Consider the following 12434-nt stretch of genomic DNA (forward strand, 5'->3'; position numbering starts at 1 on the left):
AATTCATACACCGGCATGCCCAGCACGTCGGGTGTGGTGAAGGCAAATATCCCTTGTTTCAAGGACATCGCGTTCATGGCGGTAAAGAAGCCACACACACCCAAGTAGAAAATAGCCTCCGGTTTGCTGAGTTTGCGGAACGTCACGGCCCACAGCACCAGAAACGCCGCCAGCTTGGCCAGGTTGCCGGGTACCCAGGCAATGATGGCGAGGGCGGCGGGGATCTGCAGCAGGAGAGGGAGGAGCTTGAACATGGCTGTAAAAATACCTGACACCGCCTTGGTTTGTCAATCACAAAAAAACGGCCTCCGAAGAGGCCGTTTGCGGTGTTCACTCAAATCAGGAATTGCGGCGACGACGCGAGGCCGCTAAACCCAAGAGGCCGACGCCAAGCAAAGCGAGGGAGCCTGGCTCGGGCACAACAAAGCCGTTGACTGGGTCGTCAATGCGCAACGCCCATCCACCCCTCGCAGCGGAACCACCCGCGTCCGCTACTGTTGCGCTACAACCAGCGCCCGGCGTGCAAAACGTGTTATTTGTCCGCATATCTGCCGGATCATTGTTAATGAAAGTAAAGCCATTTGTGTCAAAGTTAGGTTGACCAGCAGCTTCCGTCAACACCGATAAATAGCCCGCTGCGAAACCACTTTGCGGGACAGAAGTGGCAGTAAAAGTGCCATCAACAGTCGTTGTGGTATCGAACGGTGGGCCCAGCAAGTCATCAACGCCCGGCACCCACATCGCAGTAAGCAATGAGATACCCCCGGCTACATTTGAAATGCCGTTGTAGCAAGTCGTGTTCACAGCACAGCCTGCGGCTGCATAACCGCCAAGCCCCTGTCCAAAACCCACATTAGCGGTGGTGGAAAGAAGTGAACCAAACGGGTTGAGAAAGAAGCTTGCCAAGCCGCCGCTCGAAAGCACACGAGCGGAACCACCGAAGCCAGGAAACACGTTGGTAATTGCGATGTTGCTGAACACACCGGTAAGTTCCAACCCATCCGTTCCATCAGTCCATAAGGTGTGGTTGCCCGAACCATCCAAAATCGAAGTGACTTTCAAGGCGCCGAAGTTTTCACTACCCGCAACGAGACCGCTTGTGAATGACTCATAACCCGCCAACTTGATCGAGTAGCTGCCGTCCCAACCAGCGGGGGGGGTCAGGTTCAGAATTGGAACCGCCGCAGCGCCGAAGCTTACGGCAGCGCCAAGCGCAAGGGTGAGAAGCTTTAATTTCATGATTTACTCCTTGAGGGATTAAGTTTGGGTACTAACTTAGCAAGGCAAATCGCCTGGCGCCCTGTCAATATGCATATTGTGTGCCAACTTTTGGTGGGTCACTGCAAGTTATTGAAATCAAAGGATTTTTTAAATTGTCGTGGGCTGCTGCGGGAGAATGGCGAACCTTATGGGGCGCAACTGTAAAAATAGCTGACAGACGCGGTGTGAATCCAGAAGTGAGGAGCCCAAACTCGTTATCGGTAACGCCCGGGCGCCATCAGGTCGTGTGGATCAAGGTCTTTGCGCAGGCGGCTGTGGAACGTCCTGGAGTCGGTTTGCAGGGCCGCCAGTGTCTGCATGGTGTTGACCCCCACTCGGTACGGAAACCATCCATTTGCCCGGCCAGTCTCCAAAAGCTCTTTGTCGCAGGCTTGAGCGGCGGCAAGGGCCGCGGGTTGATTCAGTTCAAATAGCAGAGGTACCGTGCTGTCAAACAATTTGTCGCTGATCGATGTCAAGGTGATCAGGGGCTCAAAGCCGTGTTGGGTTGCAATCCGCTTCACCATGTCCACATAAGCACGGACGCCGACCGGTCGCATGGGCACCAGCGGGGCGTACCACATGAGGCCGCAGCCATCGCGTGAGGGGTTTTTCAGAAGGCCTTTCTGGGTTTTCGGGTTGCGCCAGTAGACCAGCGGCATCGCTGTTTCGTTCGGGCGGCCCGCGACCAGCTCCAACGATTGCGCCAGCGTTGCCGTCATGTTGACCAGGCGTTTGCCTGCGGCGCCAGGAATCCATTTTGCAATTTTGGCCAGGGTCTTTGCCCGGCCCGGTGAGAGAAACAACATGCGGCTGGCCACGCCAGACAGCGCCGCTTTCATTTCTTTTTGTGCCGCTGCCACGGTCCGCCTGGTTCCGTACAGTGTGGCAAAAGCGGTCCACGGCATGATCTGGTACTGTCGCCCCAGTTGCTGAATCACGGCGGAAGGAATCAGGCCATCCGGGCCCAACTGGTTGGACGGAAACGGCGCTGACATGCTCAGTACCCGATGCTGGTTCATCAGGTTAATGGCGCCCAAGGTGCCCGGCAGTTTGGTGAGCGTGGAGCGAATGGCTGCAACGGCGGGCTCCAGCAAGGCGTCATCGTTCAAGCTAAAAAAGCAGACTTTGACGCACTCGGGTCGGCGTGACAACACGATGGACATGCGGGTCACGATGCCAAACCCCCCTTGTGTGAAAAGCCCGGCTGAATACGGGCCAATGCCCCATTTGAATAGCCGTGCCAGGTCTTCGCCTCCGGCCTCCCTCAGCGCGGTGCGGTACAAGCTGCCATCTGGCAGGACGGCCTCCAGGTCGGTCACCGCGCCAAAGTGGTCCACATGGGGTGTGACGCCATAGCCGCGCTCCAGTGCATTGCCAACCAGACTGCAGCTGGGCCCGGCGCCAGTGACGGGTACCAGGTAGGGGTGATTTCCAGTATCCAGGTAGTCAGCCAGCATGCCCTGCGTCACACCCGGCTCCAGCGTGACCACGCCTAACTCGGCGTCGAAAGCAATGATCTTCTTGAGGGCTGACAAATCAAGGATGACGCAGCCGTCACGCGCTGGCAGGGCCGCGCCGTAGCCCCAGTTTTTCCCTGTGCTGATGGGGTAAACCGGTACTTGATGCCTGTCTGCGATACGCATGACATCTTGCAGGCTGGTACTGTCTTCGATTCGCAGGGCGGCCGGAATGTGTCTTTGCGCGCCGGTCGTATCGGCGCCGTAAGCTGCCACGACGGCCTCGCCGAGCAGCACTTGCGACGCTCCGAGGAGCGTTTGCCACTGATTGATGGCCAACGGTAGATCCATTGCGAACTCCCTGGTTTGTTTCAACTTTATCAGTCTACTGGCTACGCCAGTTTTATTGTTGAATCAATAGCAGATGTTACGCGCCACTGTGAATCTAGCGTTGAGTCGGGTCACTGCTGCGTCCTGCGATGCAGGGCAGTGTCGGATTGATTTACAGATGAGTGTAATTTTTGACTCAAGTCAATACCGGGTGCATCCATAAATAGCTGCAAGTTGTTGATTTGTCACGGCTACTGAGTTTTTGGTCGCTCCAGGCACAGTTCATGCTTGCTTAGTGGCTGACTAGTCTCGCCTGCACCGCGTCGGATATTGCAGTTTTTCGTAGCGTGATCGCTGATGTTGTTGAGCCATGAAGCATATAAAAACTCAAAGCAAAACGTCAAATTTGAAATATGAGCGGGGCGCTGATCGATTCGATACCGAGTTGCCTGTCGATATCGGCGGCATTCAGGGTTTGACCCGCAACATCAGTGCGAGCGGCATTTATTTCGAAACTGAAACGACGCAAGAGCCCGGTCCGCGCGTGAACTTCACGGTTGAGGTGAATGTTCGGGGTCAGAGGCTAAAGCTGGTATGCGAGGGCGAAGTGGTTCGAGTGGGTCGCAATGACGGTGTGTTGGGCATCGCCGCCAAGCTACTGAGTTCCTTTTTTTCCGATGCCGCGGAAGTCATTGACGCCAACTCAAGCGTCAAGGCTGGCATACATTAAGATCGGTCCGAATTGACTAGGTATCGAACATCGGGCTATGAAAATACTATTGACGGGGGCGGCGGGCTTCATTGGCATGACCACCGCACTGCGCTTGCTGGCGCGCGGGGACGAGGTGTTTGGGCTGGACAACCTCAACGACTATTACGACGTCACCCTTAAAGAAAATCGCCTTAATCGGCTTACGCCCCACGCGGGTTTTCGCTTCATCAAAATGGACGTGGCCGATCGGCAGGGGATGGCCCAGCTCTTTGCCGCTGAAAAATTTGATCGCGTCATTCACCTTGCCGCCCAAGCGGGAGTGCGCTATTCCCTGCAAAATCCGCACGCGTATATTGACAGCAACATTGTTGGTTTTACGAACATCCTGGAGGGCTGTCGCCACACACGAGTTCAGCATCTGGTTTACGCGTCAAGTTCCAGTGTTTACGGCGGCAACACCAAAATGCCGTTTTCCGAACACGATAGCGTGGATCACCCGGTCAGCTTGTACGCCGCCACCAAGAAGGCCAATGAATTGATGGCCCACACCTACAGTCATCTGTATGGCCTGCCTACCACCGGTCTGCGCTTCTTCACTGTCTATGGTCCCTGGGGTCGACCCGATATGGCCTTGTTTTTGTTCACCAAGGCCATTTTGGAGGAGCGCCCGATCGACGTTTTCAACTACGGGAAAATGCAGCGAGACTTCACTTTTGTGGACGATATCGTCGAAGGGGTCATTCGCGTACTGGATCGTGCTGCGGTAGCCAATCCCGCCTATGACGCTGTCAACGCCGACCCGGCCACCAGCAATGTGCCTTACAGGGTGTTCAACATTGGCAACAACAATCCGGTGCCACTGCTCGATTTCATCGCCTGTATCGAAGAGGCGCTGGGTAGAAAAGCCGAAAAAAACCTGTTGCCCTTGCAGGCTGGCGATGTGCCCGCCACCTATGCCAATACCGACGCCTTGAACGAATGGGTCGGATTTGTTCCCGGCACCAGCATTGAGCAAGGCGTTGGCCGCTTTGTGGCCTGGTACCGTGACTATTACAGGGTGTAGCTTGACCATCGTCCAAGACCGCCATTGTTACGTCCCTTGCTTGATGAACCCCTTGATACCAGCCTCACACAGTTCCAGCACTCGCTCGAACCCTTGTGCATTACCGTAATAGGGGTCAGGCACTTCGGTTTCATTCAGATCTACTGCAAAATCCAGAAACAATCGCAACTTGCTGGAATGCTCTGGCGGACACAGTCGCCGCAGATCGGCCAAATTGCTGCCGTCCATCGCTAAAATCAAGTCAAAGTGCTGAAAATCATGCGGAGTAATTCTGCGTGAACGGTTGCGTCCCACGTCATACCCATGGCGCGTTAGCGTAGCCTGAGCTCGCGAGTCGGGTCGCTCGCCCAGGTGGTGAGCATGGGTGCCAGCCGAATCAAACTTCAATTGCTGCGAAAGCCCGGCATCGGCAGCCAGCCTATGGGCGACGGATTGTGCCATCGGAGATCGGCAAATATTGCCCATGCACACCATCAACAAGTTTGTCATAGCGTTTGATTTTATTGCGGTCACAATCCCAACGTTCAGCCCGGTGGCTCCCTGTGCATGTGAGTCCTTGCCCAAATAGGGGAGAAAGCGACCTCTATAATTTTAATCTTGGTAAAGCCTGCGACGCGGTTACAAGTCTCTTGAGAAATATCAAGCTATTTAGAGCGGCTCAGTGCAGACTACAACGCACGATTTGCACTTGACCGTTTAAGCAGACGAGCTGTATTTTTTGGTCTCGCGCCGAACGGGTACATTCAACTTGTATATGGGGATACGTCTTGAAAAATTATTACATCGCTATCAAAATCGCGCTCCGTTGGATCGCGCTTGGTTCCTTGGTCGGTCTGATTTCCGCATGTGCCGGATATTCGTCCGCCTATCCCCCGGCACCGATTGCCGCGGCGACACCGGCGTACAACTATGTGGTTGGCGCCGGGGACACGCTCAACATCATCGTTTGGCGCAATCCTGAGCTTTCCTTGTCTGTTCCAGTTCGTCCGGATGGCAAAGTGTCAACGCCACTGGTGGATGAGCTCGTTGCTCAAGGCAAGACCTCTGTCGAGATCGCCCGTGACGTCGAAAAGGCGTTAAGTAAATTGGTACGCGATCCGGTCGTGACGATCATCGTTACCAGCTTTGTTGGCCCCTATAGTGAACAAATTCGGGTCGTCGGCGAGGCCACCAAACCTCAGTCCTTGCCGTACAAGCAAAAAATGACTGTGTTGGACGTGATGATCGCGGTGGGTGGGTTGACCGACTTTGCCGATGGTAACGGGGCTTCCATCACGCGTGCCTCAGAAGGTGACAAGCGGTATTCCGTGCGGCTCAAAGATCTCATCAAGCGCGGTGACATATCTGCCAATGTGGAAATGAAACCCGGTGACATCCTCATCATTCCGCAAGGCTGGTTTTAAGGATTGCTTCATTTATGTTTGCTGCTTGGCTTGATGAGGGCTTGGCAGCGTTCAAACCCTGACTACAAAGACTTTATCCGATGAATGAGCTGATAAGCCAAATATCCCCTATTGCCAAAGGCATGTGGAAGCATCGCTGGCTGGGCCTGCTGGTTGCCTGGCTGGTCACCGGAATCGGTTCTGTCGTAGTGCTTTCAGTGCCTGACAAATACGAGGCAACAGCCCGTATTTTTGTAGACACCCAGTCCATTCTGAAGCCTTTGATGTCGGGCTTGGCGGTCCAGCCCAATGTCGATCAACAGGTGGGGATGCTGAGTCGGACTCTCATCAGCCGCCCCAATATTGAAAAGCTCATTCGCATGGCAGATCTTGATTTGAAAAGCCAATCCAAGGTCGCGCAAGATGCGCTGATTGACGGGCTGATGAAAACGCTTGAAATCAAGAATGTGGGTCGGGATAATCTTTACGTGCTGTCGTATCGCGATACGAGCCCCGAAAAAGCGAAAAGAGTAGTCCAGTCTCTCGTGTCAATTTTTGTTGAATCCAGCTTGGGAGACACCCGCAAGGACTCCAATACGGCCAGGAAATTTATCGATGAGCAGATTAAGGGCTACGTGACGAAGCTCGAAGATGCGGAAGCACGTTTGAAGGACTTCAAGGTGCGCAACATTGAGCTTCAAACCGCCGACGGTAAAGACATGGCTGGGCAAATCAGCGCCGTGAGCAGCCAGCTGAGTCAAGCCCGATTGGAATTGCATGAGGCAGAAAACGCGCGCGACGCGGCAAAGCGCCAGTTGGACGCCGAAAAGACGCAAAACGCGAATATCACGTCGCGCAGTCTTCTTCAGGAGTCAGCCATGTCGATTTCGACGCCTGAGATTGACGGGCGCATTGAAGCGCAGCGGCGCAATCTCGATGCGCTGCTGCAGCGCTTTACCGAGCAGCACCCCGATGTTGTCGGAGCCAGGCGTTTGATCAAAGAGCTCGAGGCGCTCAAGCTGAAAGAGGTGCAAGAATTGCGCAAAACAGCGATGGCCAATCCGGCGGCGGGTTCGAGCAACAGCTTGGCCTATCAGGAACTCAATCGCATGTTGGCCACCGCAGAGGTGCAAGTTGCATCTCTGCGAGCAAGGGTTGGTGAGTATGAGGCACGCTTTAATCGGGCTCGTGAGTTGATGAAAACAGCCCCGAAAATTGAAGCTGAATTTGCCCAGATGAACCGTGATTACGAGATCAACAAGAAAAACTATAACGACCTTGTTACCCGCCGAGAGTCTGCAATGATGTCAGGCGATCTGGAGAGTGCCGCCGGTATTGCAGACTTCCGTTTGATAGACCCACCGCGCGCGTCGCCCAATCCGGTGGCTCCTAACCGACTGTTGCTGCTACCTCTGGCCTTGTTGGCCGCAGTGGGTGCGGGCCTAGCGACGGCTTTCGTCGCCAGTCAATTGCGTGCCGTTTTTTATGATGCGCGCTCCCTTAGGGATGTGGTTGGCTTACCCTTGCTTGGTGTCGTTACCTTGGTGATGGGCGAAGGGGTTGCCTTGAAAGAAAAATCTGACTTGCATAAGTTTCTAGGTGCTTCAGGTGGGTTGGTTGGTGTTTTAGTTGCAGGGATGATCATTTTTTCCCTGATGTCTGGGCGCGCAGGATGAATCAAATATGAGTAGCTTGATCGAGCAGGCGGCGCAGCGCCTGGAACAGCTTCGCCAAGCCGGTGCTGACATGCCCACAATGCCGCCAGCCGCATCGACGGTTGGGGTGGCTAAGACGCCCGTGATAGAGGCGCAGCCCGCCGCTCTGTCCCGCCGTGTTGAAATTGATCTGGATGCACTTGCGCTAGCGGGCATTGTCAGCCCCAATGCGCCGCGATCCCAAATTGCAGATCAATACCGTGTGATCAAGAGGCCACTGATCAGTAACGCCATGGGAAAAGGCGCATCGGCAATTGCCAATGGCAATCTGATAATGGTTACCAGCGCGTTGCCTGGCGAAGGCAAGACGTTCACCGCCATCAATCTGGCGATGAGCATTGCCACTGAATTGGATTACACGGTAATGCTGGTGGACGCTGACGTGGCCCGACCGTCGGTGATGAATGTACTTGGCCTACCGACGGGGCCCGGTCTTCTCGATCTGGTGCTTGACGAGTCCAAGGATTTGTCTGACATGCTGTTGAGAACAAGCGTCGACAAGCTCACCATATTACCGAGTGGAACACCCCATGCGCGTGCCACCGAACTGTTGGCCAGCGACGCGATGATCCGGTTGTTGAATGATATGGCCACACGTTATGCTGACCGGATCATTGTGTTTGATTCGCCGCCGCTTCTGCTCGCCACAGAGTCCCGGGTACTGGCTTCCCATATGGGTCAGATCGTTGTGGTGGTGCAGGCTGAAAAGACTTTGCAGTCAGATGTTGCTCAAGCGTTGGCCACGATTGAGGCGTGCCCTGTCAAATTGATGTTGCTGAATCAGGCAAGAAACATTCCCAAGCCGGGGTATGGGTACGGGTACGGGTACGGGTACGGGTACGGGTATGAGCAGCAGCAAGCCTGATTGTTTCCGCCGTCAAGTGGTCAAGATGCGTAGTCCGCTGTCTCGGCTGACTCTCCGAATTCGTGGTGCTGGAGTTCCAGTAGCAGGATTATTGGTGATGGCATCGGCGGGTGCCTATGGTCAGGAGGCCGTATCAGGCGCGGGTCCGGAAACGAGAGTGTCCATTGTGCCGCGTGTCTCGATCACCGAGACCTTGACGGATAACGTGCGCCTGACCAGTACCGGTCAACAAGCGGAACAGATTACTGAAACCAGCGCCGGCATCCGCATCAGTATTAACGGTGCAAAGCTCAAGACTTTTTTTGACTATTCCTTGCGTAATGTGATGTATGCACAAAGCTCATCACCCGACAGCACCCAATATCAAAACGGGCTCAATACGTTCGGTACGCTGGAGATGGTTGATCACTGGGCTTTTGTCGATTTCAGTGGCGCCATTTCGCAGCAGGCTGTTTCTGCCTTTGGCACGCAGTCGATCGACAATACATCCATCAACGCGAATCGGGCCGAGGTTTCCAACTATCGGCTTTCACCCTATGTGCGCGGCCGATTGGGCGGTTTGGTCAGCTATGAGGCTCGATACACTCGGACGGTCACAAGCAGCGATGCGGTTGCGGGATCAAACGTGGCAACGAGCGATGGCATCGTCAAGATTAGTGGTGACAGTAGCTTCAGGAATCTTGGCTGGTCGGCAGACGCGAGCCAGCAAGATGTCAATTACAGCGCCGGTCGCCCGACTGAAGCTGATCGTCTCAATCTGGGCCTATCCTATTTGGTTACGCCCCAATTCATCGTGTCTGCAAATGCAGGGCGTGAAGCCAATAATTACACAAGCTTCGATAAGCAAAGCTATGACACCAGCGGCTTTGGGATGAACTGGTCTCCATCGGAGATGACCAAGTTGTCAGCATCCTTGAGCCACCGTTCATTTGGCGATGCTCATAGCCTGAATTTTGCGCACCGAACCGCACGCACGGCGTGGACATATACCGATTCAAAAGACATTGTAGTAACGCCAAACCAAATTGGTTTTGCAAGTCTCGGATCCATCTACGATATCTTGTTTAGCCAGTTTGCATCGATTGAACCCAATCCCCTTGCACGCGCGCAGTTGGTCAATGCGTTCTTGCAAGCCAATGGTGTCAGCCCCAATACAAGTGTCATCAGCAGCGTTTTGACGTCGGCAGTGTCATTGCAACGTCGGCAAGACTTGTCGTTTGCGCTGCTTGGTGTTCGAGACACAATAACGTTTATTGCCACGCGGGGCGAGATCAGTCGGCTCGATATTTTGTCGACGGGCGTAGATGACTTTACTACGTCTTCGTTGGTTCGACAGCGCGGTTTCAGTGTCAGTTACGCACATCGCCTAACGCCCGATTATTCGTTGAGTATTCTTGCGTCGCAGCAAAACACATCTGGGGATTTGAGCCTGCAGGCGACGACCTTGCGATCGCTCAACGCCAACGTCACAGGCAAGGTGGGAAAGCGGGCCACAGTTTCGGTGGGGCTTCGTCATGTCGTTTCCAGCAGCGACACGTCGCCTTATGTCGAAAACGCCATCATCGGCAGTTTGAATGTGCAGTTCTGACCCATGTATGAAGCATATTACGGCTTAAGCAGTAAGCCTTTTCAGCTTAATCCTGACCCCAGCTTTTATTTCGGCAGCAAGCAGCATCGACGCGCCAAGGCGTACCTTGAGTACGGTGTGCAACGACACGAAGGCTTCATTGTCATCACGGGTGAGATTGGGGCGGGCAAGACTACCATTGTTCGGGGCCTTCTTGCCAGCCTGGATCCCGACAAGGTTGTGGCCGCCAATCTAGTTACCACACAACTGGATGCCGAAGACACCCTGCGCTTGGTGGGCGCCGCTTTTGGTGTGCGGGTCAAAGATGTTTCAAAGGCCGACTTGTTGATGGCACTTGAGGCTTATCTGGTCAACCAGGCAAGTCAAGGCAAGCGCTGCTTGCTGATTGTTGACGAAGCTCAAAACCTCACATCCCGGGCAGTCGAAGAGCTGCGCATGTTGTCAAATTTTCAGTTTGGACAGCAAGCACTGTTGCAGACATTTCTGGTTGGGCAGCCTGAGTTTCGTGTCATTTTGCAAAGCCCCACCATGCAGCAGCTCAGGCAGCGCGTCACGGCTACTTGTCACATCGGGCCGCTGGATCTGGAAGAAACGCGGGGCTATATTGAACATCGCTTGAACTGTGCAGGAGCGTCTGGTCGGCCGACCTTCGATTCGGCCGCTTTCGAGGCCATATACAAAGCGTCTGGGGGCATCCCGCGCCGTATCAACCTGATTTGTGACCGTGTGCTGTTGCTTGGTTTTTTGGGCAACAAAGACGCCTTTGGCCTTGAAGATGTCAGCGAGGTGGTGAACGAAATTCACGATGAGGCGACGGTCCCCGCGAATAAGGCCCTGGGAGATCGTTCTGCGTGGGATGATTCAGGCATTCAAGGTCTGACAACTACCGAATCAGTTGATATTGATCTGGCGAAATTGCAGATCACCCCAGGCTTGGCGGGCGCAATTTCCAATCAAATTGAGGGTTTGGGCGTCGAGCAATACGACGGTCGATTGAGACGTCTGGAGCGAAGCGTGCTTCGCTTGGAGCGAATTAATCTCGAAATTCTGGTCATGCTGCAAAAACTCGTCGCGGCTGTCAGAAAGCCAAGCCAGGAGAGCAGTCAATGAGCACTCAGATGGTTGAGCAAACGTCAGTCGCTGATTGGGGCCCTATCGTGTGCGTGGTGGGTGCGCGGCCCAACTTCATGAAGATCGCCCCCATTCTCAGGGCCATGGCGGCACACGCGCCACCACTGCCTGTGCTGCTGGTGCATACTGGCCAGCACTACGATAAAGACATGAGTGATCGACTGTTTGACGATCTGCGCTTACCGCTGCCGGACGTTAATCTGGAAGTGGGGTCTGGCACGCACGCCATTCAGACGGCAGAAGTCATGCGCAGATTTGAACCGATTGTCGATTCACACAAGCCTTCATGCGTGGTGGTGGTGGGGGATGTCAACTCAACGTTGGCTTGTTCTCTGGTCGCAGTCAAAAAGGGCGTTCCGGTGATGCATATCGAAGCTGGCCTACGCAGCTATGACCGCGCCATGCCGGAAGAAATAAACCGTATTCTCACGGACCAGATTTCTGACCGACTCTACACCACGGAACGCACTGCTGAAGATAACTTGGCGCGGGAGGGCATACCGTCAAGCCGTGTATGTTTTGCAGGTAACGTCATGATTGACTCCGTGGTTTTTGGTCGAACAAATGCCCGCAGCGCGAAGGACACCCTGCAAGCCTGCAATGTCAATCCGTTGGTATTAAGCCATCCACGAGGCTATGGCGTGGTAACCCTGCATCGTCCTTCCAATGTAGATCATCCTGAAACCCTTCGTGCTTTGCTGGGGGTGCTGAGTGAGACTGCAACTCGCGTGCCGCTGGTGTTTGCTCTGCATCCTCGCACCCGCAGCAATATCGAGCGTTTTGATTTGATGCATTTGATTGATCCCGCATGCATGGTTTTATTGCCACCGCAGGGATACCTTGAAATGCTGGGGCTAATGGCGGGAGCCACAATGGTGCTGACCGACTCGGGTGGTCTGCAGGAAGAAACGACGGCACTCGGTGTGCC

12 protein-coding genes are annotated in these 12434 nt (G+C 54.4%); 8 read left to right on the top strand and 4 right to left on the bottom strand.

Annotation, left to right across the window (positions count from 1 at the left end):
* The 3 genes from B3V69_RS05140 to B3V69_RS05150 form a co-directional block, all read right to left on the bottom strand.
* On the bottom strand, positions 1-254 hold a 254-nt coding region (locus B3V69_RS05140; RefSeq protein WP_296444411.1), incomplete at its 3' end, for a hypothetical protein.
* An 85-nt stretch (positions 255-339) separates the two neighbouring features.
* On the bottom strand, positions 340-1239 hold the full coding sequence (locus B3V69_RS05145; RefSeq protein ID WP_296444413.1) for a PEP-CTERM sorting domain-containing protein: 900 nt from the start codon (positions 1237-1239) through the stop codon (positions 340-342).
* 236 nt (positions 1240-1475) lie between these two features.
* Positions 1476-3071, bottom strand: a complete 1596-nt coding sequence (locus tag B3V69_RS05150; RefSeq protein WP_296444415.1) for an FAD-binding oxidoreductase — start codon at positions 3069-3071, stop codon at positions 1476-1478.
* Positions 3072-3420: 349 nt separating this feature from the next.
* Between B3V69_RS05150 and B3V69_RS05155 the strand changes: the two genes are divergently transcribed.
* Together B3V69_RS05155 and B3V69_RS05160 are read left to right on the top strand one after the other, a co-directional pair.
* Positions 3421-3780: a PilZ domain-containing protein gene (locus B3V69_RS05155; RefSeq protein WP_296444417.1), complete on the top strand. Its 360-nt coding sequence runs from the start codon at positions 3421-3423 to the stop codon at positions 3778-3780.
* Between the two features lie 37 nt (positions 3781-3817).
* On the top strand, positions 3818-4825 hold the full coding sequence (locus B3V69_RS05160) for an NAD-dependent epimerase (protein ID WP_296444418.1): 1008 nt from the start codon (positions 3818-3820) through the stop codon (positions 4823-4825).
* A 27-nt stretch (positions 4826-4852) separates the two neighbouring features.
* Here B3V69_RS05160 and B3V69_RS05165 read toward each other — a convergent pair whose 3' ends face one another.
* The gene (locus B3V69_RS05165; RefSeq protein WP_296444420.1) at positions 4853-5314 is read right to left on the bottom strand and encodes a low molecular weight protein-tyrosine-phosphatase; all 462 of its coding nucleotides are present in this window, start codon (positions 5312-5314) and stop codon (positions 4853-4855) included.
* Between the two features lie 344 nt (positions 5315-5658).
* Between B3V69_RS05165 and B3V69_RS05170 the strand changes: the two genes are divergently transcribed.
* From B3V69_RS05170 to wecB, 6 genes are all read left to right on the top strand, one after another.
* A complete protein-coding gene (locus tag B3V69_RS05170; protein ID WP_296444432.1) occupies positions 5659-6228 on the top strand; it encodes an XrtA/PEP-CTERM system exopolysaccharide export protein in 570 nt (189 codons plus the stop codon).
* An 80-nt stretch (positions 6229-6308) separates the two neighbouring features.
* Positions 6309-7883: an XrtA system polysaccharide chain length determinant gene (locus B3V69_RS05175; RefSeq protein WP_296444422.1), complete on the top strand. Its 1575-nt coding sequence runs from the start codon at positions 6309-6311 to the stop codon at positions 7881-7883.
* 7 nt (positions 7884-7890) lie between these two features.
* Positions 7891-8787: an XrtA-associated tyrosine autokinase gene (locus B3V69_RS05180; RefSeq protein WP_296444424.1), complete on the top strand. Its 897-nt coding sequence runs from the start codon at positions 7891-7893 to the stop codon at positions 8785-8787.
* Positions 8768-10375, top strand: a complete 1608-nt coding sequence (locus B3V69_RS05185) for a TIGR03016 family PEP-CTERM system-associated outer membrane protein (RefSeq protein WP_296444426.1) — start codon at positions 8768-8770, stop codon at positions 10373-10375. Before B3V69_RS05180 ends, B3V69_RS05185 begins: the two co-directional genes overlap by 20 nt.
* A 3-nt stretch (positions 10376-10378) precedes the next feature.
* Complete coding sequence (locus tag B3V69_RS05190) at positions 10379-11485, top strand: XrtA/PEP-CTERM system-associated ATPase (protein WP_296444428.1); 1107 nt, start codon at positions 10379-10381, stop codon at positions 11483-11485.
* Positions 11482-12434: non-hydrolyzing UDP-N-acetylglucosamine 2-epimerase (gene wecB, locus B3V69_RS05195; protein WP_296444430.1), on the top strand; the 953-nt coding region annotated here is incomplete at its 3' end. The genes B3V69_RS05190 and wecB, both read left to right, overlap by 4 nt.

This window comes from Rhodoferax sp. UBA5149 (assembly GCF_002413825.1).
Taxonomy (GTDB): domain Bacteria; phylum Pseudomonadota; class Gammaproteobacteria; order Burkholderiales; family Burkholderiaceae_C; genus Rhodoferax.

Bases quoted from the DNA above. Each gene is read 5' to 3' on its own strand.
- B3V69_RS05190 (WP_296444428.1), top strand. From the start codon at position 10,379: ATGTATGAAGCATATTACGGCTTAAGCAGTAAGCCTTTTCAGCTTAAT.
- B3V69_RS05145 (WP_296444413.1), bottom strand. From the start codon at position 1,239: ATGAAATTAAAGCTTCTCACCCTTGCGCTTGGCGCTGCCGTAAGCTTC.
- B3V69_RS05150 (WP_296444415.1), bottom strand. From the start codon at position 3,071: ATGGATCTACCGTTGGCCATCAATCAGTGGCAAACGCTCCTCGGAGCG.
- B3V69_RS05185 (WP_296444426.1), top strand. From the start codon at position 8,768: ATGAGCAGCAGCAAGCCTGATTGTTTCCGCCGTCAAGTGGTCAAGATG.
- B3V69_RS05165 (WP_296444420.1), bottom strand. From the start codon at position 5,314: ATGACAAACTTGTTGATGGTGTGCATGGGCAATATTTGCCGATCTCCG.
- B3V69_RS05180 (WP_296444424.1), top strand. From the start codon at position 7,891: ATGAGTAGCTTGATCGAGCAGGCGGCGCAGCGCCTGGAACAGCTTCGC.
- B3V69_RS05175 (WP_296444422.1), top strand. From the start codon at position 6,309: ATGAATGAGCTGATAAGCCAAATATCCCCTATTGCCAAAGGCATGTGG.
- B3V69_RS05155 (WP_296444417.1), top strand. From the start codon at position 3,421: ATGAAGCATATAAAAACTCAAAGCAAAACGTCAAATTTGAAATATGAG.
- B3V69_RS05160 (WP_296444418.1), top strand. From the start codon at position 3,818: ATGAAAATACTATTGACGGGGGCGGCGGGCTTCATTGGCATGACCACC.